Annotated in this window: 22 protein-coding genes; 19 read left to right on the top strand and 3 right to left on the bottom strand. The window is 44.4% G+C overall.

All coding sequences use genetic code 11. From position 1 onward, the window contains the following. Window positions 1-168 precede the first annotated feature (168 nt). From B2248_RS09650 to B2248_RS09620, 7 genes are all read left to right on the top strand, one after another. Entirely contained in the window at window positions 169-1,296 is a 1,128-nt protein-coding gene (locus tag B2248_RS09650) for a tyrosine-type recombinase/integrase (protein ID WP_273270789.1), read from the top strand. A gap of 15 nt (window positions 1,297-1,311) precedes the next feature. Continuing rightward, complete coding sequence (locus B2248_RS09645; RefSeq protein ID WP_273270787.1) at window positions 1,312-2,934, top strand: hypothetical protein; 1,623 nt, start codon at window positions 1,312-1,314, stop codon at window positions 2,932-2,934. Further along, the gene (locus B2248_RS09640; protein ID WP_286722910.1) at window positions 2,931-4,787 is read left to right on the top strand and encodes a tyrosine-type recombinase/integrase; all 1,857 of its coding nucleotides are present in this window, start codon (window positions 2,931-2,933) and stop codon (window positions 4,785-4,787) included. The genes B2248_RS09645 and B2248_RS09640 overlap by 4 nt, the downstream gene beginning before the upstream one ends. After that, a complete protein-coding gene (locus tag B2248_RS09635; protein ID WP_226069797.1) occupies window positions 4,780-5,193 on the top strand; it encodes a TetR family transcriptional regulator in 414 nt (137 codons plus the stop codon). Before B2248_RS09640 ends, B2248_RS09635 begins: the two co-directional genes overlap by 8 nt. Before the next feature lie 161 nt (window positions 5,194-5,354). After that, a complete protein-coding gene (locus B2248_RS09630) occupies window positions 5,355-6,284 on the top strand; it encodes a chromate resistance protein ChrB domain-containing protein (RefSeq protein ID WP_226069796.1) in 930 nt (309 codons plus the stop codon). A 3-nt stretch (window positions 6,285-6,287) separates the two neighbouring features. Next, the gene (gene chrA / locus B2248_RS09625; RefSeq protein ID WP_273182831.1) at window positions 6,288-7,733 is read left to right on the top strand and encodes a chromate efflux transporter; all 1,446 of its coding nucleotides are present in this window, start codon (window positions 6,288-6,290) and stop codon (window positions 7,731-7,733) included. A 92-nt stretch (window positions 7,734-7,825) separates the two neighbouring features. Continuing rightward, window positions 7,826-8,749, top strand: a complete 924-nt coding sequence (locus B2248_RS09620) for a DUF1259 domain-containing protein (RefSeq protein ID WP_226069794.1) — start codon at window positions 7,826-7,828, stop codon at window positions 8,747-8,749. Window positions 8,750-9,169: 420 nt separating this feature from the next. Here the strand turns inward: B2248_RS09620 and B2248_RS09615 are convergent, their stop codons facing one another. Continuing rightward, window positions 9,170-9,475, bottom strand: a complete 306-nt coding sequence (locus tag B2248_RS09615) for a hypothetical protein (protein WP_273182825.1) — start codon at window positions 9,473-9,475, stop codon at window positions 9,170-9,172. After that, entirely contained in the window at window positions 9,472-10,179 is a 708-nt protein-coding gene (locus tag B2248_RS09610; protein WP_273182823.1) for a hypothetical protein, read from the bottom strand. The genes B2248_RS09615 and B2248_RS09610 overlap by 4 nt, the downstream gene beginning before the upstream one ends. A 151-nt stretch (window positions 10,180-10,330) precedes the next feature. Between B2248_RS09610 and B2248_RS09605 the strand changes: the two genes are divergently transcribed. Both B2248_RS09605 and B2248_RS09600 read left to right on the top strand, forming a co-directional pair. Then, window positions 10,331-10,603, top strand: coding sequence for a hypothetical protein (locus B2248_RS09605; protein WP_273182820.1), 273 nt, complete (start codon window positions 10,331-10,333; stop codon window positions 10,601-10,603). Window positions 10,604-11,010: 407 nt separating this feature from the next. Next, window positions 11,011-11,358, top strand: a complete 348-nt coding sequence (locus B2248_RS09600) for a hypothetical protein (RefSeq protein ID WP_007146144.1) — start codon at window positions 11,011-11,013, stop codon at window positions 11,356-11,358. 5 nt (window positions 11,359-11,363) lie between these two features. Here B2248_RS09600 and B2248_RS09595 read toward each other — a convergent pair whose 3' ends face one another. Then, window positions 11,364-12,056, bottom strand: coding sequence for a lycopene cyclase domain-containing protein (locus tag B2248_RS09595; RefSeq protein ID WP_007146145.1), 693 nt, complete (start codon window positions 12,054-12,056; stop codon window positions 11,364-11,366). 791 nt (window positions 12,057-12,847) lie between these two features. On the opposite strand from B2248_RS09595, the gene B2248_RS09590 reads away from it, so the two are divergent. From B2248_RS09590 to B2248_RS09545, 10 genes are all read left to right on the top strand, one after another. Continuing rightward, window positions 12,848-14,194, top strand: coding sequence for a TolC family protein (locus B2248_RS09590; protein WP_007146147.1), 1,347 nt, complete (start codon window positions 12,848-12,850; stop codon window positions 14,192-14,194). Further along, window positions 14,187-15,812, top strand: coding sequence for an efflux RND transporter periplasmic adaptor subunit (locus B2248_RS09585; RefSeq protein ID WP_007146148.1), 1,626 nt, complete (start codon window positions 14,187-14,189; stop codon window positions 15,810-15,812). The genes B2248_RS09590 and B2248_RS09585 overlap by 8 nt, the downstream gene beginning before the upstream one ends. A 12-nt stretch (window positions 15,813-15,824) precedes the next feature. Next, entirely contained in the window at window positions 15,825-18,947 is a 3,123-nt protein-coding gene (locus B2248_RS09580) for an efflux RND transporter permease subunit (RefSeq protein ID WP_007146149.1), read from the top strand. A gap of 286 nt (window positions 18,948-19,233) precedes the next feature. Further along, a complete protein-coding gene (locus B2248_RS09575) occupies window positions 19,234-19,659 on the top strand; it encodes a MerR family transcriptional regulator (protein ID WP_040576535.1) in 426 nt (141 codons plus the stop codon). Next, window positions 19,659-19,973: a heavy-metal-associated domain-containing protein gene (locus tag B2248_RS09570; protein WP_007146151.1), complete on the top strand. Its 315-nt coding sequence runs from the start codon at window positions 19,659-19,661 to the stop codon at window positions 19,971-19,973. Before B2248_RS09575 ends, B2248_RS09570 begins: the two co-directional genes overlap by 1 nt. Window positions 19,974-19,987: 14 nt before the next feature. Beyond that, window positions 19,988-22,438 (top strand): copper-transporting P-type ATPase, encoded by a 2,451-nt coding sequence (locus B2248_RS09565; protein WP_040576536.1) that lies wholly within the window; start codon window positions 19,988-19,990, stop codon window positions 22,436-22,438. After that, window positions 22,435-22,584 carry a hypothetical protein gene (locus tag B2248_RS09560; protein WP_007146153.1) on the top strand — a complete coding sequence of 50 codons (150 nt, stop codon included), beginning with the start codon at window positions 22,435-22,437 and terminating at the stop codon, window positions 22,582-22,584. The genes B2248_RS09565 and B2248_RS09560 overlap by 4 nt, the downstream gene beginning before the upstream one ends. A 17-nt stretch (window positions 22,585-22,601) precedes the next feature. Next, complete coding sequence (locus B2248_RS09555) at window positions 22,602-22,880, top strand: DUF2933 domain-containing protein (protein ID WP_007146154.1); 279 nt, start codon at window positions 22,602-22,604, stop codon at window positions 22,878-22,880. 35 nt (window positions 22,881-22,915) lie between these two features. Next, the gene (locus B2248_RS09550; RefSeq protein WP_007146155.1) at window positions 22,916-23,542 is read left to right on the top strand and encodes a methyltransferase family protein; all 627 of its coding nucleotides are present in this window, start codon (window positions 22,916-22,918) and stop codon (window positions 23,540-23,542) included. Window positions 23,543-23,596: 54 nt separating this feature from the next. Next, the gene (locus B2248_RS09545; RefSeq protein ID WP_007146156.1) at window positions 23,597-23,956 is read left to right on the top strand and encodes a hypothetical protein; all 360 of its coding nucleotides are present in this window, start codon (window positions 23,597-23,599) and stop codon (window positions 23,954-23,956) included. The last annotated feature ends 112 nt before the right edge of the window (window positions 23,957-24,068 follow it).

Raw genomic sequence — 24,068 nt, 5'->3', positions numbered from 1 at the left:
GTGACAACCTTACTTCCCCTAGTGAGGTATTTATGCCCTCGATTCAGCTCTACCCACATATCGTAATTCTTACTACCAATACCAAAATATCATTTATTACCCAGGCCTTTATTGTCATGCCGAATGACCGGGTAAAACAGAGTGTCCTCTGAAGGAAGGTTTGCTGATATGGAACTGATTTTCGCAACCGAGGATTTTAAGTTAAACGCGATCAGCTATCCCGGATTTCCAATCCTGCTGGATCAAAATATGGAATTCATAGAGGAAACGCATCAATTTCTTCTTCATGAATGCATTAAACGAGGTCGCGTCCAAAGCCCTCGTAGCTGGGCTGTTTATGGGCAATCCTTATATGACTATTTCGGTTTTTTAGAGGGTAATAGGTTCGATTGGAGAGAGTTTAATTATCATCGTAACCACACTATTTTGGCTGCATATCGCGACTGGTCATTAGGTGAGCTTGGACTGAATGCATCGACTGTCAATAGCCGGTTGAGGATCATCATCCGGTTTTATATCTTTGGTGTAAAGCAGGGGTGGATTGATTCACTGCCATATGACATGGAAACAATCCGGGTGCGACAGTCGAAAGGATTTCTTGCTCATACGGATGCTTCCGGTGGGCTGAAAGTGTCCCCAGACGTTATGCTTAAGACTCAGCCTACGGAAATACGAGTATTGTCTCGACAACAGGTGACGGTGCTTCTGAAAAGGATCAAAAACCCCACTCTCCTCTTAATTACGCGTCTGGCTCTAGTGACTGGTATGCGAAAAGAGGAGTTGGCGACATTCCCAGTTTCTTATGTAATTGAAACAGCTCAACATGAGATTTTCAAAGAGTTCGTTCGGGTGAAATTAGATCCCAAAACCATGAAAACAAAAGGTGGTAAAGGACGAGGGATTGATATACCGATTCGCATGATTGAAGACCTTCGTCAGTACGTGATTCACCGTCGAAGCGCTCTGGAAATTCTCAGTGGGCAAATGCAGCAGTCTTTATTTCTCAATAAACAAGGTCAACCTTGGGCAGATGGGGGCCGCGGATTTAACAACCTGTATAGGCGTTTAGGTCTTCCATTCAAAGTAACTCCGCACATACTCCGACATACCTATGCAACTCATACGCTATATGGGTTACGTGAGCGGCAAAGCCGTTTTGATCCGCTGCTCTATGTCCGCGATCGACTTGGTCATAGCTCGGTCACCACAACAGAAAAATATCTGCACCTGTTATCAGAAGTTGAAGATGATCTTATGACGAACTACCAGCAAGAAATTGACGCTCTTTTTACGTAAATGAGGACAATATAAATGCGAAAGAAGCAGTTCAAGCCTGCTTTTACTGAAACCGTGGTTCAGGATCGAGTGACAATTGATAAAGATACTCTGGAAAAGCGTCCAGCGCAGACCTTAATTGAATTTGGAGAAAGTACAATCAGTTTGCGCTACTTTGACTTTGCCTTGTTTTACGAAAAGGGTTGTGACGACATAGTATCGGCGTGCCAGCAGGTGATTGAAAGCATGGTGATCGCGAGCCGAAAAACACACGGACAAACCCTTTCAATGACGAGCATTATCACCTACTGCAATCGCGGTATGGCAACCTTCTTACCTTTCTGTTCTGCAGTGGCTCATTCACTTGAGTGCGATCTCACTTTGAAAGATATAACGCGTAACCTCATCCAAAGATTTATTCGACATCTAGCCAGCACAGAGCGCAGTGTGATCTCGCAGAGAAACATCTACACCTTCACTAAATCCGTACTGATGGAACTGAGTCGCCAAAATCTTATATCACCTGATATTTTCCCTGCTAATCCATATCCAAAAATTAATCATCAAAAAAAGGGAGAACGAGCGCTGTCAAAAAGTGAGCGGGCGCAGGTTTTCAAAGCACTCGGATTTGAACTGCAATATATTGCCAGTGGAGAAGGCTCAATGTCATTTTATGAGCTTGGCATATGCGCGTTGGCAATTGCTGCGCGGACGGGGTTGAATCCTAGCCCACTGCTAGAGTTACCTATTGACTGTCTTCAACAACACCCATTGAAACCGTCACACCGTCTTCTGGTCAGTTTCAAACGCCGTGGTAAAAATACCCATATCCAGAGCATTCGTAAAAGCGAGACCTTAGAGTTCATAGTGCCTGTCAAGGCGACTCAGGTTTCTGTAATTATCGATCTGGTACTAACACGCAACAAAGAAATTCGTAAGCAGAGTAAATATTCTCAATTTTTGTTTGTAGGTAAAAGTCGTGGAGGAAGTTCTCGTGGAGAGAACCGGCGACTTACTAACAGACTTCTGAGCTTAGCCGCCGATGAACTAATGAATAAATACAAATTGGAAGACGATGATGGAAATCCTATCAATTTGAATGTGATGCGCTTGAGGAAAACTTTTGCAAATCACATTTGGGAACTCTCAGGCCAAGATCCATTTGTTAGTGCCGCAGTGTTAGGGCATGGCATGCGTGCACACAATGATCACTATCTGGAAGCCCCGCTAGAAGCAGAGAAGCATTGGAATTTTATGGGCCAGGTGCTCGTTGAGTCTCTTTTACAGGCTGGCAATGCGACTGAGGTGGTTAAAGAGAATACCCCCGTGGCGGGATGTAGCGACAACCTGAATGGAGACCGCGCCCCCAAAAATGGTAGTCACTGTACAAGCTTCTTAAACTGTTTTATCTGTAAGAACTTCGTGGTGACAGGTGATGATCTGTATCGAGTCTATTCGCTTTACTGGTTACTTGTTCGTGAGCGTGAGCGGATTGGACTGCATAACTGGAGTCGATATTATGCACATATTATCAGGATTGTTGATCGGCAGATTGCTCCACAATTTGACGAAACGGAAGTTTTACAGGCTCGTGTAGATGCTAAGAATACCCCTCATCCATTCTGGCGAGATCCTCAGATGCTTCAGTTTGGCCTATGACGTTAGACGAAGCAAGAATTCATTGTGAAGTAACAGACTTCCTCCAGCGAGCAGACAAAGATGAGCCTGACGCTAACATGGTAGTTACTGCGAGGAGTCTAGAAGATGGGAGTCACATCCCGCTGAGCTGTTTTGGAAGCAATATCTGGGTGCTTCCTAATGCACTGTTTCCCCACTACGCTGCAGATCACGAAAAGAGGATGAATTTCGATAGAGTCCCTCTAATTTTCCAGCGTATTTTGAAAATTATGGTGCTCCGTTTTTACTTCTATGGAATAGAAGGTAGTGTTCGCCCAAGAGGGAGTACTGTTATACAGTTTTTCTCTAATGCGAGCATATTTCTCAGGTTCCTTGAGCAGCAAGGTTTTGACCGTCTCGACAGAGTGAATACACTGCTGGCTCGCCAGTATGTGGAAACCTGTCGCTCAAAAATCAACCCCCAATCGGGCAAGCCCTTGCGTCCAAACACTTTATCCAATAGGTTTTTGGCTCTCGAGATGATTCATCAACTCAGCCGCCACAGCTTTGACGTAATGGCTCATCCTTGGCCGGAATCGTCTGCTGCTTTACATTCTGGAGTTCTCGACGAAAACAGGTGGGTGGGAAAGACCCTCATTATCCCTGATGAAGTTCTATCAAACTTGTTCAGCCAAGCTTATAACTGGTTAGAAAATGCAGAAGAATTACTAGAGCATCGTAATGCTGCACATCAATTGCAGCAGGTAGGATTGTTTTCCACAAAGCTTAATATCAAACTTGCTCAGCGAGGCTATGGGGGTGGTCTTCAATCCCTTAATAAGGATATTGCCAGGCTTCTGGATGCATGCATGTTAATAATACTCATTACCAGCGGTATCCGTCTTAGTGAGTTAGCCAGCTTACGGTTTGGGTGTGCCTCCACCACAGTTGGTGATGATGGCGAACGCCATCACTGGATCAATGGTTATAGTGACAAAACTCATGAAGGTGAAACCAGTTGGCTTGTTCCGGCGATCGCGCATACTGCAATTAACCTAGCTGAGCGGATAACTAAGCCACTGTCAGAGGTGATTCAGGCCGAAATATATAGGCTTTCTGAGCATAACAAGCATTGCCCTGAATTGTCTGTGTTGAAGCAACATCAAGATATTCTGTTACTTGGGCACTCACACAAACACGATCGTATCAAAACCCTTTCCGGAGCAGGCATTCGAAGCAGACTAAACAAATTTGCCGAAATACACGGAATCGACTGGCGTTTTACCCCTCATCAGTTCAGGCGCACTTTTGCCGTTTATGCCGCTCACTCAGCGTATGGTGATTTGCGCTATTTGAGAGAGCATTTCAAACACTGGAGCCTCGACATGACTGCACTTTATGCCATTAACGAGCACCAGGATGCTGAAATTTATGATGAAATACTTGCTTCCGTGCGAAACATTAAAATCGATGTTTTAGATCATTGGCTGAATCAGGACACCCCAATCAGTGGAGGTATGGCTGAGCCAATCAAAAACTTCCGTAATCGTCAGGAAGTGCTCACAACTTATAGTGGGCGACGAGAAATGGCAGAGAAACTTTCCGGGCAGATCTCAATCCGAAGTACAGGCGTTGCGTGGTGTACGGCCGATTTCAGCGGTTGTAATGGCGGCCAAAGCGTCGATACAACACGTTGCGCGGATTGCAAACAATCAGTTATCGACGATACGAGACAGACCATATGGGAAAGCATCTATGCGCAACAGGTGGAATTACGTCAGATAGATGATATTGGCCCATCTGGACAGGAACGGGTTGAGCGTGACATCAATCGCTGTAAAAAAGTGCTCTCTGATTTAGGCGCTAACCCCGAGAGGTTAAGCCGCCATGGCTGAGTCATCTAAAGGAGAACAAACCCGAAATATCATACGCCAGGCAATTACTCGTATTGAAAAAGGTCGCCCTAAAGTTGTAAGTAAAGAGCGCAAAATGTCTGTTGCTGCCGTGGCAGAGGAAGCAGGAGTAAGTCGGGCAACCATTCATAACAACTATCCCGATATGGCAGACCGTATCCGGACAATGCTAGGTAAACAAAATCGCATACAACGCGATAAAAAACATGAAGCACTGCGATTGGAAAAGGCAAAAAATCGGCAGCTACGCACCGAAAATGCTGAGCTTCGCACTAAGATTAATGTCTTGGTTTCTAAAAATCGAGCTCTGACTGATGAACTCCACGAGACTCTTGCGATAGCAGGTTCAGCAAATGTGAGAATTTTAAAACCAAATAGCTCTACATAGCGTCAGCAGTAACGAGGCAATCCAGTTAAATAAAACGCGTTTTATGATTAGCTGCTTAATTTCGTAAAGGACAATGAAGCGACAAGATAGAAGCCTCATTGTAAGGCCCTGGTTGGTTTAAATGGTAGTAATCGTTACAAAATAGTAGTACACTTTACACTATGTCGTGGTTATTACTAATACTCTCCCTCCCCACTGAAAACGCAACGGTGCGTATGCGGGCATGGCGTGCTATTAAAGCGTTGGGGGCCGCGTCGCTGCGCGACGGTGTCTATCTATTGCCAGCTCACCCAGATCATTTAAACAAATTGGAGGCAATAGCCCACGATGTTCGCGAGACTGGTGGTGTTGCCCATGTTCTCACTACTGACGACGCGGAAGCGCATGACTTCCCATTATTATTCGATCGTTCGGATGACTATGAGACTTTGCACTCGACCATTGCAGAGCTACGGGCAACCTTGTCGCCAGAATCAGCTTTAGAAATCATGAAGGAGATGCGTAAACTGCGTAAAGGCTTCGGACGACTTTCACAGATTGACTTCTTCCCAGGCACTGCCCGTGATCGAGTTGACCGGGCGTTACAGGAACTGGAAACCGATGCCAACCGGGTTTTATCGCCTGATGAACCATTACCCGCTTCAGGCATTATCGATGTTCTCGACCCAGCCGATTACCAGAGCAGGCTCTGGGCAACGCGTCGTCGGCCTTGGGTGGACCGCCTGGCCAGCGCTTGGTTGATTAAGCAATTCATCGATCCGCAAGCGCACTTTGTGTGGTTGAACTCTCCAGACGACTGCCCCGATAACGCGCTGGGTTTCGATTTCGATGGGGCCACCTTCACCCATGTGGCTGAAAAAGTCACCTTCGAGACTTTACTGGCGAGCTTTGACCTGCGTCATGTGGCTCTACAAAGGATTGGGAAACTGGTGCACTACCTTGATGTAGGCGGCTATCAGCCACGGGAAGCCGCCGGGGTTGAGTACATATTGATGGGCCTTCGTGAGACTCTCAACGACGATGACCAACTGTTGCTGGCTGCCAAGCAGGTGTTCGACAGCCTGTACACGGCCCACACAAAAGGGGAATAGAGTATGCAGGAACATTCATCTCCTCCTGACTTGGTGGATCAAAACACCAGAGAAACAACGACAAGTAATCTCAACAAATTCGGCCACCATATTTCGTTCAGGGAAGCCGTGCACGTTTGGTTACGCATTGCCATGCTGAGCTTTGGTGGTCCTGCAGGCCAAATCGCAGTCATGCACCGCATTCTGGTGGATGAGAAACGATGGGTCAGTGAAAACAGGTTTCTTCATGCGCTCAATTACTGCATGGTTCTACCCGGCCCAGAAGCCCAACAACTCGCTACCTACATTGGCTGGCTGCTGCATGGTGTCCGGGGAGGTTTAGTCGCCGGTGGTCTATTTATACTGCCGGGCTTTTTAAGCATTCTGGTGCTCAGCGTTCTCTATGCCGGGTTTCAGGATGCAACCTGGGTGCAAGCACTGTTTTTTGGTATCAAGGCAGCCGTACTGGCGATCGTCATTCAAGCGGTTATTCGTATCGGCAAACGTGCCCTCAAAAATGCCTATATGTACACACTGGCGTCCACCGCGTTTATTGCGATCTTCTTTTTTGCAGTGCCATTTCCGATAGTGATACTGACGGCTGCTTTTATTGGTTTGTTGGGGAGGTATATAGACCCAGAACGTTTTACGATTATCAAGGGCCACGATGCCCCGGAAGAGGCTGATCGTGCGATCGACAATATGATCGATAGCGGGCAAGCAAACCATACCAAGGCAACACGTAATCGGGCATTTAAAGTGCTCGCGGTCTGGCTGCCGTTATGGTTCGCACCGCTAATTGTTTTGCTTATGACACTGGGGTATGACGATGTCTTTACTCAGATAGGACTTTTTTTCAGTAAGCTGGCAGTCGTCACCTTTGGTGGCGCATACTCAGTCTTAGCTTACATGGCGCAAGAGGCTGTACAGAATTACGGCTGGTTATCGCCTGGAGAAATGCTGGATGGCCTTGGCATGGCAGAAACGACGCCCGGTCCCCTTATTCAAGTAGTTCAATTTGTCGGTTTTATGGGTGCTTTCAGAGATGCAGGACTGCTTGATCCCATTACCGCGGGTATTCTCGCATCGCTCCTGGCGACCTGGGTCACCTTTGTTCCTTGTTTTTTGTGGATATTTCTGGGGGCACCCTATGTGGAAACGCTGCGCGGAAATAAAGCAGTTAGCGCAGCCCTGTCGGCGGTGACCGCTGCAGTAGTTGGCGTCATGCTTAATCTGGCCATCTGGTTCGCTGTACATGTGGCTTTCGATGAGGTTAATACAGTTCAGACCTTTGGTATACAGTGGTTATTACCAACATGGAACACCATTCAGATTTCCAGCATTGTGCTGGCTCTGGGAGCTTTTATTGCAATGCTGCGTTTCAAGGTGGGCATGTTGCCGGTGATTTTTGTCACTGCGCTGCTGGGTATCATTTATTACCTGTTATTTGGAGGCGCTCCAGCACCGTAAAAGGCTAACCGATGCGGTGAGTATCCGGTTCGTCAGGTTGAATCTCAAACAATTTAAAACCCAATCGAAAAACTTAATAATGGAGGATCATTATGAAAACCCATCCGCTTAAAATATTTATTATCACCGCTCTGCTGATGCAGGCACCAGTTGCTTTCGCTGATGCGCCCGGCAGTCTAGATCCAGAAATCATCAGTAAGGCTGCGGACACACAGGCGACGGTCAAACCGGACGGCGTAGTTCGCATCGGCTGGCAACGCGACGATGTGCCGGTCTTGGTAGATGGAATACGGCTCCCGACACCAGCAGGTTTGGGCAGTTGGGCTGCGTTCAAGACAGTTCCGGATGGCGGCGTGATGCTGATGGGTGACACAGTGGTATTTGAGGATGAAATCACTCCGGCAATGGATGCGGCTTTCGCCCATGGTCTCGAAATCACTGCGCTGCATAACCATTTTATATTTGATCGACCTCCTGTTTATTTTATGCATATCGGTGGTCACGAACAGAGCGCTGAAAAGCTTGCCGGAGGCGTCAAGGCCATGTGGGACGCCATAAAGAAGGTCCGCAAAAAACACGCCACACCGGTAGAGCGCTTTCCTGGCAGTGTGCCCGAAATCACCGGGGAGTATGACACAGCGTCGCTGGAAACCATATTGGGTGCCGAAGGCAGTCTCAATGGTCAGGTACTAAAATTTACTTTTGGCCGCAGTGCCACCATGCATGGCACGGAGTTTGGCGCATCAATGGGATTGGCGACCTGGGCGGCCTTCACTGGCAATAAAGATCATGCGGTCGTCGATGGGGATTTCGCCATGACCGCTGGCGAGGTTCAACCTGTTATGCATGCTCTACGCGACGCCGGTATCCATATCGTTGCTTTGCATAATCACATGATTGGCGAAACGCCGCCCTATTATTTCTTGCACTACTGGGGTAACGGCGATCCTGAGGTATTGGCACGGGGGCTTCATGCTGCATTAGAAGCTCAAAAAAACGCCGGCACAAGCCATTAAAGGAGCAAAACATCGACTTACGAATGTTTTAGCTATTAGATTCCTGATGGCATCCACGGTGTGCGGGTCATCCCTTGGCTCGTTCTGTTGCCAATACACCTGTCAGTCATGCAAGTGGTGTTCAGGCCCCAGTTACGGGGGATAGTGGATGGCTTTCTGTGTGAAGTTGCGCATAGATGATAAGTACATGGAGAAGGAATCTTCCCCCCTTTCTTGTACCTGCGCGACTGCACAGACTGGCTTGGACGAGAATACGTTGCGAGACATCTTCAATACTCGCACCGATTCTCGTAGCTGCTGAAACCGCTTCGAGACGCCTCGCATTATAAGTATCGACAAGCTTAACTTGAATTAGAAATAGTTATATGAGCATATATGTATATAAAGCAGTCAGTTAATCATATATAACATGTTGCTAAGTCAACATAAAACATGTTCATACTCAATTCTGTCGCCACGAATTTTCTGTTTCCTTACCTGGTACCCACATTCCCTAGCATCAACAACTCCACCGGAACGTCCACGCCAATTCCACTCACAACCACAGTAAAGTGTGCCCATGGAACCGTTGTGATTCTGATCGTAATAAACAAAGTTTTTAAGTTCAGACTTCGCTTCTTCAAACGTCTCTGGAGCAGCGAGTGCCTGAAAAGATAAAATTATGCCGGCAAGGAGCCAAGTGATTTTTGTTTTCATTGAATTTTCTAAATTGGTTTTCTTGTTCATGCGATAACTGTCACAACGCGACTTACTGTTGGGTTTCTGACAATTACAATTTCGATCGCCGGGGTATTATCGCGGATTAGAGCCCAAGTTTCTGTGGTCCGGTTTGGCTTTCCTTCACGTAATGGACGTTGTGGTCTTTTAATTGTCCACCTCGATGAGGTCAACATTTTTGAAAGACGACGCCAGGCTTTATCGATTGAACAAATAGACATTCGTTCACAAAATCGTTCAACGGCATGGCGCGTCAGGTGAATGTCCCCGATATGTGTTTTTATTGGTGGATCTAGGCAATCATTTGGTGAAATATCCTCCACTTCACCGTTGAATGCCTTTATCCAATCTGAACGTCTCCCAACCTTAATGGTCGCTTCTGCAAAGCGTGTTTGGAGAAAACGAGCATGAAGATGCATGTCACTATTAGTAGTTTGTAATTTTTGAGCTTTACGAATTGAACCTGAAGAGACATTCAGCTGTAGTCCCTTACCGGTTCGATTCATTCCTACATATGTTTTATGCAGCAGTACATATTTGATAGCCAGTAACTCAGCTAGCTTATATGGCTCATCGTTAAAAGCGATTACTGAAACATCTATGGCTCTCACTGGTGAAAACCTATCACCATGTTGGGTCCGGAAAAATACGCGATATTGATTTTGTGAAATTGGCTCACGTTGAACTGAAGTTTCTAGAATTGTTAGTGACATTGTTGGTTCTCCTGGTTATGGTTTTTTTGTCGAAGAGACAAAACCATCAAAACATGGATTTTCAACCAGGCAAGCATGGCTAAGGTACAGAATGAGGGTACTTGCGTGAATCAACTTCTATGTCATTCTTGTATTAAAACAGGAGAATTATATGTTCGATTTCATTCAAAACATGTCTGTATCACCAATGACAGGTGCATGGTATTACCTTATTGCCGGCATTGTATTATTTGATGATATGAAACGCATAAGATGGTACTCAATGAGTCTGTTGTGGCTTACTCTCGGTAGTTTTGACAGAGGCTTCTTAATAGAGACATCTATGCTTGGCTTTACTTTTATGCTTTCTGAGTGTTTTTTCAACACTTATTATCAACACGAAAAGGCAAAAAAGATTGCCAAGAAAATCAATAATAAGAACTGATTTTATAAATATCGAACCTTGTAACAGTATTGGTTTGTCACTAAAATATTTTTTAAAGGTTAACGTCATAAACTGATACACATTCATTATGTGACCAAGAATTAATATACGATAATCACCTATGGATAGATTTTAAATATCGCTAGCATGTAGAAGCTTGTGATTTAACGGTAACGCTATGGGTACTCCTCATGAAAGCCTACGCGCCAATTCATAGTAAGTCTTACCTAATTCAGTAATTGTGATGTATTTGTTAATGTAACTCGATGTGAAGAATGATAAAAACAAAAAAATGCCCCGTATGCGAAATGCTATTACTAAAGAGTGATAATATTGTTCAGTTTAAGGGAATAAACTTTTGGTTATGCTCTGAGCAATGCCGGGACAGATTCAATCAAAGACCAAGTTTGTACATTGGTGATCCTAAGCATGGTAAATCAGTCAAACAGCATGGTGTAAAAGTAGAGAAAAAACACACCATAAAGCTTGTATTGCCAGACAATCATGAATCTATAGATCTACTAATTCAGTATTTGAACTCGTTAATGGGGGTCATACAGGCAAGAATTAATCAAGGACAACTTGAGATTGAATACGACCTGATTCAGGTGTCTTTAGGAGAAATAGAGTCTTTCATTAAATCAACGGGCATCGCCATCGAACAATCTTGGATAGATAAAGTCCATAATGCCTTGATTCATTACAATGAGGACGGAGAACTAGATAATTTAGGCCATCCTTATAAAGACAACTGAACATTTCATTCGACAGTTTCTTTCCAAGTCAGATGTTCATATAAGCCAGTCCAGTAATAGCCAAAACTCGCTGCAAAAAGTAATTCCTCAATCGGAATATGGAGAACGAACAACCCGCTGAGTGCATCCAGATTCCAGACGCGCTCAATATACCCTGGTGAGAGACTCTCAAGCCCAAGAACAAACACCGAATAATAAATAAGAAAAAGTGCACTTCCCCATATGCTTTTTAGCGCTAGATCGGTTCTGCATAAACTATTGGCGATACCTCCCGCAACCATAGCTATTATAGCGGGGTAAATCGGATTCCACTCCCAGAGCATTAAGATTGGAAACAAAATAAATGGTGTCGTGACGGCCAGAATATGATGAGCGTGTCTCTTAGATAAACGAATAGCTAGTGGCATAGTTTGCAACTTCTGACCCGTGATTACGTTGTAAGCCACAGCACCAATTCCACCGATACCAAAACAAAAAATCAAACTTTCAATATCAAACCCCGTTTTGAGAGCTAAATTGAACATGCTCGGTGGACTCCAGTAGTCTGGAACAAATAATGGTTCGGTAAAACCAAAAAGCATTGTGATTGAGCTTGCTTTTAACATGACCGAGCGATATGTAGGTGTAATTAGGTATACAGCCAGCCATGGTATAAGAAATGCCAAAGACCAGACTAACCATACGTACTGTTCATCCATTCTGAGATAACTCCTAGAGAATAAGTCACCACGATGTATCACTTTCGAGTGATAATTTATGTGTGAAAGAAGAAATACTAATAAATAAAATTCTTTCTTACATTACAATTTTGTCAGAATTTGTGTGAATCATTACAAGTTCATTACATTGCTTCTTTTTTCTTAAGGCTGAGGTTAGTATCACACTATTAGTTGCTGGTGTATAAATGGATGTTTAGAGTTTCAAACTTATTATTTCTAATCCTTATCGTGATGGCTTACTTAGGTCAGCCGCTAATTGCTTTATCTTCCCCATGTAAAGATATGGAAATGCGTACAATGACAGAATCTTACTCAATGGGCTCTGTCCATGATGGCCATATTCAGCAAGTTCGCAGTAAAAATTTGACATCTGAATGTTGTATTATTTCCACTTGCGGCATGAACTCTTGTCTGCATCATAGTCAAGAGGCTATTACATTCTCACTTTCCCCCCAAGCGTTCAAAGTGCAAAATGCAGTCAGCCTTGCTCTTAACTTAACGAGCTTCTACTCAAACTTTGAAACAAACTCATTGTTTCGTCCTCCGATTTCACTCATTACAGTATAGATGTAGCCACTCTAGACAACTGTATAGGTCAACACTGAAATGTGTGCCACACATGTCATCATTCGTTAAAGTTTTACATATTAAGAATAGCACTTTTGGCATTTTGCCTATTAATGAATGACCTACATTAGAGCTCAATGAGTGAGATTCTTATTAATAGTAATTGATACTGCGTTAAATGAGCCTAATTCGGAATATGAGCAATGAGTAATAACAAATATTTTTTTAGTACAGAACCACTGAAAGCTTTAGTTTTGATGGCTCTGATGTTCAATTCTTTGTCTTTGACAGCCCAAGAGTTGTCTCTTGAAAAAGCGATCGAGCTTGCTCATCAGAGTGATCCTTGGATAAAAGGAAGTTATCAGAAAGAACAGGCAAATATTGCTCAGAGTATAGCAGCTGGACAGTTACCGGATCCTGTCATATCACTCGGATTAGCAAATATGCCTCTTGACAGTTTGAACTTTAATCAGGAGCCAATGACACAACTCATGGCTGGTGTCTCCCAAGTTTTCCCTCGAGGTCAAACTCTCGAGTTACAAAGACAAAAATTGGAAGATATAAGCCGACAACATCCTTTTATGCGTCAAGATAGGTATGCAAAAGTGAAACTGACAGTCACTCAATTATGGCTCGACTTGTATGAGAGCCAAGAGTCTATTCGTCTGATTGAGAACGACAGATCATTGTTTGAATACCTTGTTGAAGTTGCCGAGGTTAGTTACAGCAGTGCTTTTGGTAGAAGTCGTCAACAGGATCTAGTTAGAGCTCAACTTGAGCTGACACGCATTGAAGACCGCCTTACAGTACTCGATAAAAAAAGAAGCGAAACCCAAGAAAAACTTGCTGAATGGCTTTATGACACAGGGGCACACTGGCAAGAGATGGGCGTTTCCCAAATACTGCCAGAAATAGAACTTAAAAGTATTCACGAAGCAATCAACAATCAAGTGCAGTACGAGGCGCCTGATTTCACTGATCACCCAATGATTAGAAGCCTTGACCAGCAGATCATGGCTTCAGAAACAAATATTGTTCTGACAAAACAAAAATACAAACCGCAATTTGGCATCAATGCAAGCTATGGTTTCCGTGACGATGCACCAGGGGGGCAAGATCGCAGTGATCTATTTTCTGTTGGTATTAGCTTTGATTTACCGATTTTTACGGAAAAACGGCAAGACAAGGAAGTAGAAGCGGCAGTAAGTAGTAAGGAAGCCTTAAAAACAGATAAAACACTCGCATTACGTGCTATGAACGCTCGTTTTAATGAGGCCAGTGAAAGACTAAGTTGGCTGGAAAAACGCCAGAAACTCTACAGCGATCGTCTGTTGAAAGAGATGAACGATCAGGCTGAAGCCTCCTTAAACGCTTACACCAATGATGATGGTGACTTTGCCGAAGTCGTCCGCGCTCGTATTGCAGAACTCAATGCCAACATCGACTACCTAAATATCAACGTAGACAGGCTAAAAACAATTGCCGCATTGAATTATTTCTCAAGTTCATCTGAATACATGACATCTATTAACGGGAAACAACATGACTAGCTCATACAAAACTTTATTATTGATGCTGTTTGCAATACTGCTTACCGCAGTAATTACATACAGTGTGACGCGTGTATATTTTGAAAATAATACCGTTAGTAATAGTGAAGCCGAACAAAAGCAACCACTGTATTGGGTTGCACCGATGGATCCCAACTACCGTCGAGACAAGGCTGGTAAATCACCAATGGGTATGGATTTGATTCCTGTGTATGAAGAAAATGAAACCTCTCAGAATTCTGGTCCAGGAACAATTACCATCTCTCCAGATGTTGTGAATAATATCGGGGTTAGAATTGTTAAAGCTGAGTATGGCCCAATTCATTCAGAAATAAATACAGTCGGTTATGTTCAATATGATGAAGACAAGCTAGTTCATATTCATCCACGAGTCGAGGGTTGGGTTGACAAGCTATATGTCAAAGCAGCCGGTGATCCCATTAAAAAAGGACAACCACTTTATAAACTCTATTCACCTGAACTTGTAAACGCTCAAGAAGAGCTTGTCTTAGCGCTCAATCGAAACAATGTTCGCTTAATTAAAGCAGCTGAGGACCGCTTGAAAGCATTACAAATAGCCAACTCTGTTATTAATCAAATAAAACAAACTCGCAAGGTTCAGCAAGCCATTACGTTTTATGCTCCACAGAGCGGAGTCATCGATAACCTTAATGTGCGTGAAGGATTTTATGTCAAGCCAGGAATGAATTTAATGTCAGTAGGTGATCTCAGTACAGTCTGGGTTGAAGCTGAAATCTTTGAACGTCAAGCAGAGTTAGTCAAAGCAGGGCAAGCGGTTACCATGACCCTAGATTATATGCCTGGAACAAAGTGGATTGGAAAAGTCGACTATGTTTATCCCACATTGAATGACGAGACAAGAACAGTTCGAGTTCGTCTTCGTTTTGATAACGAAGATTATGCCCTCAAACCAAATATGTTTGCCCAAGTAACAATAGCGACCGGTGAGGAGAAAGAAAAACTAATGATCCCAATGGAGGCGCTTATCCGAACTGGCGATCAAGATCGTGTTGTTCTAGCTCTTGGGGAGGGTCAGTTTAAGTCGATTACTGTTATCGCCGGCAACATTGGCGAAAGTCATGTAGAAATCATCAATGGTCTCGAACCGGGAGAGGAAGTGGTCAGTTCTGCACAGTTTCTTCTTGACTCAGAATCCAGCAAAACTTCAGATTTCAAGCGTATGCATCATGAAGACTCAAAACCACGATCTGTGTGGGTTGAGGCCAAGATTGAGTCTGTTATGACAGAACATCATATGATCACAGCCGCTCATTCAGCAATCAGCGAGTGGGATTGGCCTGCTATGACTATGGATTTCAGTGTCAGTGAAAATATTGATCTGAGTACTCTCTCAAAAGGTACTCAATTGCACATGGAAATTACCAACTCAGATACTGAATACTACGAAATTACCGGAATTCACATTAAAGAAAGTGGTACTAGCACTGTGAATGAGGAGTCTGCCACAGAGGGTGACGTCAAATTACAATCTATAGATGATGAAAGTATGAACCATAACAAGCATCAAGAAAAAAATACTCAAATGGATAGTTCCGAAAGTTCTGAGCATTCACATCATCAACACTCAGGCATGTAGAAAGGAATACTTATGGTTGAGTCAATAATTCGCTGGTCTGTCAGTAATCGTTTTTTTGTAGTGCTTGCCACTTTGATTTTGGTCGGCGTTGGTGTGTTCTCCTTAAAAAACACACCGGTAGATGCGATTCCTGATCTTTCTGATGTTCAGGTCATTATCAAGACAAACTATCCGGGACAGGCGCCACAAGTTGTTGAGGATCAGGTCACCTACCCATTAACGACAGCAATGTTATCAGTACCGGGTGCCGTTACAGTAAGAGGGTATTCATTTTTTGGTGACTCCTATGTCTACGTAATTTTCGATGAAGATACAGATCTATACTGGGCACGCAGCCGGGTATTGGAATACCTGAGTCAGGTGGCACCTTCACTACCCGAAAATGCCAGACCACAACTGGGCCCTGATGCTACAGGTGTTGGATGGGTTTATCTTTATGCACTAATAGATAGAACCGGTCAACACGACATCAGCGAATTACGCTCATTGCAGGACTGGTTCCTGAAATACGAACTACAAACAGTACCTGGGGTATCTGAAGTTGCGGCTGTTGGTGGTATGGTCAAGCAATATCAGGTAACTGTGAATCCTGAAAAAATTCGCGCTTTTGGCATCCCTATGTCACATATCCAGACTGCCATCAAACGAGCTAATCAGGAGGTAGGTGCCTCCGTAGTAGAAATGGCTGAAGCTGAATATATGGTAAGAGCGACAGGCTATATTCAGTCCAAAACGGACTTGGCTCAAGTCCCATTGGGCGTCAATAGCCGGGGCACACCTCTTACGCTTGGTGATGTTGCAGAAATCAAGCTTGGACCACAAATGCGGAGAGGTATCGCAGAGTTTAATGGCCTCGGAGAAACTGTCGGTGGTGTAGTTGTAATGCGTTTTGGCGAGAACGCACAAAAAACCATTGAAGGTGTTAAAGATAAATTGCAGGAACTCCAGAAAGGCCTGCCAGAGGGTGTTGAACTTGTGACGGTATATGACCGTTCGGGGCTTATTGGACGTGCGGTTGATAATCTTTGGCACAAATTATTAGAAGAGTTTGCTGTTGTTGCACTGGTTTGTATGCTCTTTTTGTTCCATATCCGGTCATCACTCGTAGCTATTGTCAGTCTCCCTGTCGGTATTCTAACTGCATTTACTGTCATGCATATGCAAGGTATTAATGCCAATATTATGTCTCTGGGAGGTATTGCTATAGCCATCGGTGCGATGATCGACGGCGCTATAGTGATGATTGAGAACATGCACAAACACATGGAAAAAACGCCTCTAACCAAGGAAAACAGATGGCAAGTGGTGGCTGAGTCTGCTTCTGAAGTCGGCCCAGCATTATTCTTCAGTCTGCTAATCATTACTGTCAGCTTTGTGCCAGTCTTTACATTGGAAGCCCAAGAAGGTCGTATGTTTTCTCCGCTGGCCTTTACTAAAACCTATGCGATGGCTGCATCTGCAGCATTGGCGATTACATTAGTTCCTGTGTTGATGGGCTACTTTATTCGTGGAAAAGTGTTGCCAGAACATAGAAACCCCATTAATCGATTACTGGTAGCTTCTTACATGCCTGTTTTGAAAATGGTTTTGGCGTTTCCCAAAACGGCCATTTTCATTGCGCTACTTGCCTTGGGTTCTACCTACTGGCCTTTGCAGAACATCGGTAGTGAGTTTATCCCTCCACTTGATGAAGGCGATCTCATGTATATGCCTACTACATATCCCAGCATATCTATTGGTAATGCCCGAGAAATTCTTCAGCAAACCGACAAGTTGATTATGACCGTACCTGAAGTAGAAACTGTTTTTGGCAAAATTGGTCGAGCTGAAACAGCAACCGATCCAGCGCCACTGACCATGATTGAAACATTCATTCAGTTAAAAGACCGAAGCGAATGGCGTGAAGGTATGACAACAGAATTGCTGAAAAAAGAGCTTGATGATCTGGTCAAATTGCCCGGTCTCACCAATGCTTGGGTTATGCCGATAAAAACCCGGATTGATATGTTGGCAACAGGAATAAAAACACCGGTGGGGATCAAAGTTGCTGGCGCAGATATTTCAGTTATCCAGCAAATAGGTCAACAACTCGAAACAATATTGGCTGAGGTGCCCGGCACCGCCTCGGTCTATTCTGAACGTGTTGCCGGAGGACGTTATATTAAAGTTGATATTGATCGAGGAAAAGCCTCCCGTTTCGGCCTAAATATTGCTGATGTGCAACAGGTTGTTGCATCTGCCATTGGTGGAGTCAATGTTACCCAGACAGTAGAGGGACTTGAACGTTATCCCGTGAATATACGATACCCACAATCATATCGCGACTCTCCAGAGCAGATGGCATTATTGCCGATAGTCACAGCAAAAGGGCAAAGGATTGCTCTGGGTGATGTAGCAGAAATAAAAATTGAAAATGGTCCCCCAGCTATCAAAAGTGAGAATTCCCGCATTAATGGCTGGACATTTGTTGATATAGAAGGCGTTGATATCGGCTCCTATGTCGAGAACGCTATGGAAAAAGTTCGCGCAGAATTGGACTTGCCTGCGGGATATTCAATTCATTGGTCAGGCCAATATGAATACATGCTGCGAGCTAAAGAAAAGCTTACTTATGTTGTTCCCTTGACATTAGCGATCATTGCCATTCTCTTATTCATAAATTTTAGGAATTTTACAGAAGTAGCACTGTTAATGGGGACACTGCCTTTTGCCTTGATTGGCAGCATTTGGTTGCTTGACTTGCTGAACTTCAACTTCTCTATCGCTGTTGGAGTTGGTTTTATTGCTCTGGCGGGCGTTGCTGTTGAAATCAGCGTCATTATGTTGGTCTACCTAAATCAAGCTTGGCGAGAAGAACTTACAAAGAACTCAATTAGCACATTAAGTAACTCACTGAGTAAGACCCAGTTGAGACAAGCTGTGATCACTGGGGCGGGTCTGCGTGTGCGACCAGTAATGATGACAGCGGCGGCGGTCATCATAGGTTTGATACCCATACTATTTGGTACAGGAACTGGCTCTGAAGTAATGAGCCGAATTGCAGCGCCTATGGTGGGCGGTATGGTGAGTTCAGTAATTCTGACTTTATTGGTGCTGCCAGTCGTATTTTACTTATGGAAAGTGAGGGCTAAATGAAATCTCACGATTCACACTCGACCTTCTTTGGGCCTACAAGTAACACGAGGAGGAGTTAAATAACACTCAGGTTCAGATTTCCATTTCTATTAAATCATTTGGTCAGAGGAATATGAATATTGATTGAAGATATGAGTAAGCGAATCATTAAGTCTATGTTTCTTAATTTACTTCTCATTTGTTGACCTATGTCAAGGACACAGGTTTATAGTTTAACTAGCATGACAGTTAAACCGAAATTTAAAAGCAGCTTTGACGCTTGATAGTCAGGCAATAGGAGTAGGTCATGCTTGTTAATGAAGTGGCGAAAACATTGAACATAGGTCCTGAAACTGTACGGTTTTACACACGTATAAAATTGCTACAGCCTCAAAAGAACCGGTTTAACGGTTATCGAGAATATGACAATAAAGATATCAATCGGTTGAAGTTTATATTAGCCGCAAGACAGCTTGGTTTCTCGGTCGATGATATTCAGCAGATACTGGCCGACGCCGACAAGAAAAGGTCCCCTTGTCCCGGGGTAAGGCGTCTACTGGCTAAGCGACTGCAGGAAACAGAGCTACGTTTCAGGGAAATGCAGCAATTAAGGAAAAAGATGAAAAAAGCGCTCGCTCAATGGAAACAAATGCCCGATATGGAGCCTACAGGTCAAATGATTTGCCATTTGATAGAAGAATTTACTGTCCCATTTACGACGGAGGAAAAGTAATGAAAATACATTCAACACATCAAAGTGAAACAGCTAAGCAAGGTTGCTGCTGTACAAACAATTCCACCGTCATAACGAAGGTAGGCATTGAACAATTAGTCAGTGACTTACCAGTCAAACAATTAAAAGTTGAAGGTGCTAACTGTGGTGGCTGTGTACAGAGCATTGAAAAAGCCCTTCAATCTCTGAACGGTGTAAGCAATGCCAGCATGGATCTGGCTAGTAGTGTCGTATCAGTGTGCGGAATAGTTCAGACAGATGAACTAATTGCAACCCTGGAAAAAGCGGGATACCCAGCGACTGTTTTAGACTAACTCGGGATTTACACATGAACACACAGAATACAGAAGCCTCAGACAAGCCTGGCCAACATAGTGCTAAAAAAGATACAACCTATGTTTGTCCGATGCACCCGGAAGTAAGGTCCGAACAGCCGGGAGATTGCCCAAAATGTGGTATGCACCTTGTGCCAGAAACTGAGCTCAAATCACATCATAAGCATGCACAGCACACGGATTCAGAAACCTCTGGTAATGAATCTAATTGTTGTGGAGGGCATAAGAGTGTGTCCCAATTGCATCATCAACATGACACAGAAACCAAAAGTAAAAATGCTGTTCAGGGTAAATACGATAGTGTTCCTCAAGGCTGGAACGGCCCTGTCTATACCTGCCCAATGCATGCGGAAGTTCGTCGCACAGAGGCGGGATCGTGCCCAATATGCGGTATGGGGCTAGAGCTTGAATCTGCTGCAATGGCGGTGGATGAGCCTAATCCTGAGCTCGTTGATTTTACCAGACGCTTCTGGGTTGGTGCGGTGCTTACCATTCCGCTCCTTATCCTTACAATGAGTCCACTAATAGGACTTGGTCAGATTCGTGATCTGTTGGGAGAAAACGTATCTCTCTGGTTAGAAGTAATACTTGCAACCCCGGTTATCCTCTGGTCCGGCTGGCCTTTTTTCGTACGTGGCTGGAATTCTTTCCGCACTATGAATCTCAACATGTTCTCACTGATTGGCATGGGGGTGTCTACGGCATATCTGTATTCGATGGTCGCCATGATTACGCCGGAGATCTTTCCTTCTGGCTTTAGAGATCCAAAAACTGGACATGTAGGCGTCTATTTTGAGGCGGCAGCGGTCATCGTCACATTAGTACTACTTGGACAGATTATGGAACTGCGTGCTCGAGAGGGTACCGGTAAGGCTATTCGCGCACTTTTGGATTTGGCTGCCAAGACAGCACGCGTTATTAGGCCGGATGGCAAGGAAGAAGAAATTCCTCTTGAAGAAGTCCATGTCGGTGATCAGATCAGAGTGAGACCTGGCGATAAAGTACCCGTAGACGGAGTTGTGGTCGAAGGTCGTTCGTCAGTGGATGAAAGTATGATTTCTGGTGAACCTGTCCCCGTTGAGAAGACAGAAGGTGAAAAGTTAACCGGGGCGACAATTAATGGTACGGGTAGTTTGATTATGGAAGCGACGCGAGTTGGTTCTGACACGATGCTTGCTCAAATCGTGGAAATGGTTGCTGCAGCACAACGATCACGTGCACCGATTCAAAAATGGGCTGACATGGTCGCCGGCAAGTTCGTACCAGCTGTAATTGGCATCGCAATCATTTCTTTCATTGCTTGGTCAATCTGGGGACCAGCCCCCGCCTTATCCTATGCACTCGTATCAGCGGTAGCTGTCTTGATCATTGCTTGTCCCTGTGCGCTAGGCCTCGCTACGCCTATGTCAATTATGACGGCAACAGGGCGTGGAGCACAGGCAGGCGTATTAATCAAAAATGCTGAGGCATTAGAGCGTTTCGAGAAGGTTGATACACTAATAGTCGATAAGACAGGAACCTTAACTGAGGGTAAGCCAAAACTTGTTGCTGTAATGCCCGAAGCTGGACACGACGAAGCAGAGGTACTTCGACTGGCGGCCTCGCTTGAGCGTGGTTCAGAACATCCACTGGCTGAAGCTATCGTCAGAGGTGCTGAGGAGCGAGGAGTAGCATTAACTGAAGCAACAGACTTTGAAGCTGTCACTGGCAAGGGCGTTAAAGGTGTTGTGGACGGTAACGCTGTGGCACTCGGTAATCTCGCACTGATGACTGACATGGGCTTGCAGAATGATGAGCTCACAGGTAAAGCCAATGAACGACGTGATCAGGGTGAAACAGTGATGTTTATTGTTCTTGAAGACAAGATCGCTGGCTTAGTAAGTGTCGCAGATCCGGTCAAAGCAACGACACCAGCTGCACTGAAAACACTTCACCAACTCGGCCTGAAAATCATCATGGCAACGGGCGACAATGAACGTACAGCCAGGGCTGTAGCCACGCAACTGGGTATTGATGAAATTCGTGCAGATGTTCTGCCAGCTGATAAGGCTCGTATCATCGAAGAGCTACAGCAACAGGGGCGCAAAGTAGCTATGGCGGGTGATGGTGTCAACGATGCTCCAGCATTGGCTCAGGCTGATGTAGGTATTGCGATGGGTACAGGCGCTGATGTCGCTATTGAAAGTGCAGGATTTACTTTAGTTAAAGGTGACTTAGACGGGATAGTTCGTGCACGACGACTTGCCCACGCCACCATGAAAAATATTAGGCAAAACCTGTTTTTTGCTTTGATCTACAACTCTGCCGGTGTACCGATTGCCGCAGGGATTCTGTATCCATTCTTGGGGATTCTGATTGGACCAATTTTTGCCGCTTTTGCCATGAGTGCTTCCTCCTTGTCAGTGGTACTTAATGCGCTGAGACTCCGGCGGGCAAGAATATGAAAAATCTAGACCTCAATGGGCAAAACAACAGTGAGGGCCTGGATATGAGTATTCACAAATTTGTTGCCATTTTCTATGACGTTTATCCAAGCAATGCGAAACAGGTTCCACTACAACATGAAGTAGAAGGTTTACTTCTCACATGACACACCTGAGGTGAATTATGGACACTCAAAGACCATCATTTTGGAAAACCCCTGCCGGTTTCACCGCACTCGTTTTGATTGGTGTTGTGACTTACTTTCTTCTTATGGAACATCGCCAGCATGTCTGGCAGTTCCTGCCTTACTTGATTCTACTGGCTTGCCCTTTTTTACATCTCTTTATGCATGGCAGTCATGGGGGACATGGTGGTCATCAGCATGAAGGAGGCGAGTCTGAACAGGATGCCTATCAACGCGGACTGGAGGATGGCCGAAAAGAGCGTGAACATGATCATTAAAGGTCAGGATGAGAGAACATTACTGGAGAAAAAATATGCATGGTGAATCAGCATACGGCCTGTGGACGTTGGTTTTAATAAATTCAGCAATATTTATATTTTTTGCCTTTAGTTTTACTAAGCCAAAGACCAAAACAGACTGGCGTAGTCTGGGGGCGTTTTCAGCATTCATTATTGCACTATTCACCGAAATGTATGGGTTCCCACTAACCATCTATTTTTTGTCAGGCTGGTTGGCGGAAAAGTATCCCGGTGTAGATTTCATGTCACACGAAAATGGACATTTATTGCATACGCTACTGGGTTTTGAAGGTAACCCGCATTTTGATCCACTGCATATTGCAAGCAACGTCGTCATTATTCTTGGTTTCTTTTTACTGGCTTCTGCCTGGAGCGTATTACACCACGCCCAACAAAACAGACAACTGGCAACAACCGGCTGGTACGCAAGAATGCGTCATCCACAATACATCGCTTTTATCATGATTATGTTTGGCTTTTTGTTGCAATGGCCAACAATCCCGACGCTGGTCATGTTCCCAATTCTGGTTATTGTCTATGTCCGCTTAGCCAAACGAGAAGAGCGAATGGCACTTGATGAATTTGGCGATGAATACCGAAGCTACATGGCGAAGACACCCGGATGGTTTCCAAAATTCTAATCACGGATGAACAGGCAACAACCCCGCGTCTTATTTAACACTGGAGACGAGAAGATGACTAAGCACAGGCTGGGTATTAATCCCGGTTTTTTGACAAAACATAAGCTGGGGCTAGTTGGGCTTGAACAAACCAATAGCAGTGAGATGATTACTGAGATCGATTCATTACCATGGGTTGACGATGTCAGGCTAAATACCAATAAGCAAACGCTTAACATTGCTTACGAGGCATCTCTCCATAACATCGATGAATTGCTTGTAATTGTTGAAAAACACGGTGCGTCGATTAAAGACAGTTGGTGGAGCCAGACAAAACTTGGCTGGCAACGACAAACCGACGAAAACATAAAAAACAATGCCAAACACGAGCCCCACTGCTGTAATAAAGCACCTTCAGGTAACAAACTCAGGTAAACAGAATTGTTTTCCCAGTGCTGAGATATAGAGAGATGAGAATCTTTTTTGCATGCGTTCCAGCAGGCTCACTTAATCACTATCGGCATACTGAATTAAGGAATTAAAAATT

This window comes from Methylophaga sp. UBA2012 (assembly GCF_002335235.1).
Lineage (GTDB): Bacteria > Pseudomonadota > Gammaproteobacteria > Nitrosococcales > Methylophagaceae > Methylophaga > Methylophaga thalassica.
Note: the sequence above shows the minus strand (reverse complement) of the source record. Positions and strands in the feature narration are given on the sequence as shown.

What these genes read in the sequence shown, in the direction of transcription:
- B2248_RS09650 (WP_273270789.1), top strand. Translation starts at nt 169, where the DNA reads ATGGAACTGATTTTCGCAACCGAGGATTTTAAGTTAAACGCGATCAGC.
- B2248_RS09645 (WP_273270787.1), top strand. Translation starts at nt 1,312, where the DNA reads ATGCGAAAGAAGCAGTTCAAGCCTGCTTTTACTGAAACCGTGGTTCAG.
- B2248_RS09640 (WP_286722910.1), top strand. Translation starts at nt 2,931, where the DNA reads ATGACGTTAGACGAAGCAAGAATTCATTGTGAAGTAACAGACTTCCTC.
- B2248_RS09635 (WP_226069797.1), top strand. Translation starts at nt 4,780, where the DNA reads ATGGCTGAGTCATCTAAAGGAGAACAAACCCGAAATATCATACGCCAG.
- B2248_RS09630 (WP_226069796.1), top strand. Translation starts at nt 5,355, where the DNA reads ATGTCGTGGTTATTACTAATACTCTCCCTCCCCACTGAAAACGCAACG.
- chrA (WP_273182831.1), top strand. Translation starts at nt 6,288, where the DNA reads ATGCAGGAACATTCATCTCCTCCTGACTTGGTGGATCAAAACACCAGA.
- B2248_RS09620 (WP_226069794.1), top strand. Translation starts at nt 7,826, where the DNA reads ATGAAAACCCATCCGCTTAAAATATTTATTATCACCGCTCTGCTGATG.
- B2248_RS09615 (WP_273182825.1), bottom strand. Translation starts at nt 9,475, where the DNA reads ATGAACAAGAAAACCAATTTAGAAAATTCAATGAAAACAAAAATCACT.
- B2248_RS09610 (WP_273182823.1), bottom strand. Translation starts at nt 10,179, where the DNA reads ATGTCACTAACAATTCTAGAAACTTCAGTTCAACGTGAGCCAATTTCA.
- B2248_RS09605 (WP_273182820.1), top strand. Translation starts at nt 10,331, where the DNA reads ATGTTCGATTTCATTCAAAACATGTCTGTATCACCAATGACAGGTGCA.
- B2248_RS09595 (WP_007146145.1), bottom strand. Translation starts at nt 12,056, where the DNA reads ATGGATGAACAGTACGTATGGTTAGTCTGGTCTTTGGCATTTCTTATA.
- B2248_RS09590 (WP_007146147.1), top strand. Translation starts at nt 12,848, where the DNA reads ATGAGTAATAACAAATATTTTTTTAGTACAGAACCACTGAAAGCTTTA.
- B2248_RS09585 (WP_007146148.1), top strand. Translation starts at nt 14,187, where the DNA reads ATGACTAGCTCATACAAAACTTTATTATTGATGCTGTTTGCAATACTG.
- B2248_RS09580 (WP_007146149.1), top strand. Translation starts at nt 15,825, where the DNA reads ATGGTTGAGTCAATAATTCGCTGGTCTGTCAGTAATCGTTTTTTTGTA.
- B2248_RS09575 (WP_040576535.1), top strand. Translation starts at nt 19,234, where the DNA reads ATGCTTGTTAATGAAGTGGCGAAAACATTGAACATAGGTCCTGAAACT.
- B2248_RS09570 (WP_007146151.1), top strand. Translation starts at nt 19,659, where the DNA reads ATGAAAATACATTCAACACATCAAAGTGAAACAGCTAAGCAAGGTTGC.
- B2248_RS09565 (WP_040576536.1), top strand. Translation starts at nt 19,988, where the DNA reads ATGAACACACAGAATACAGAAGCCTCAGACAAGCCTGGCCAACATAGT.
- B2248_RS09560 (WP_007146153.1), top strand. Translation starts at nt 22,435, where the DNA reads ATGAAAAATCTAGACCTCAATGGGCAAAACAACAGTGAGGGCCTGGAT.
- B2248_RS09555 (WP_007146154.1), top strand. Translation starts at nt 22,602, where the DNA reads ATGGACACTCAAAGACCATCATTTTGGAAAACCCCTGCCGGTTTCACC.
- B2248_RS09550 (WP_007146155.1), top strand. Translation starts at nt 22,916, where the DNA reads ATGCATGGTGAATCAGCATACGGCCTGTGGACGTTGGTTTTAATAAAT.
- B2248_RS09545 (WP_007146156.1), top strand. Translation starts at nt 23,597, where the DNA reads ATGACTAAGCACAGGCTGGGTATTAATCCCGGTTTTTTGACAAAACAT.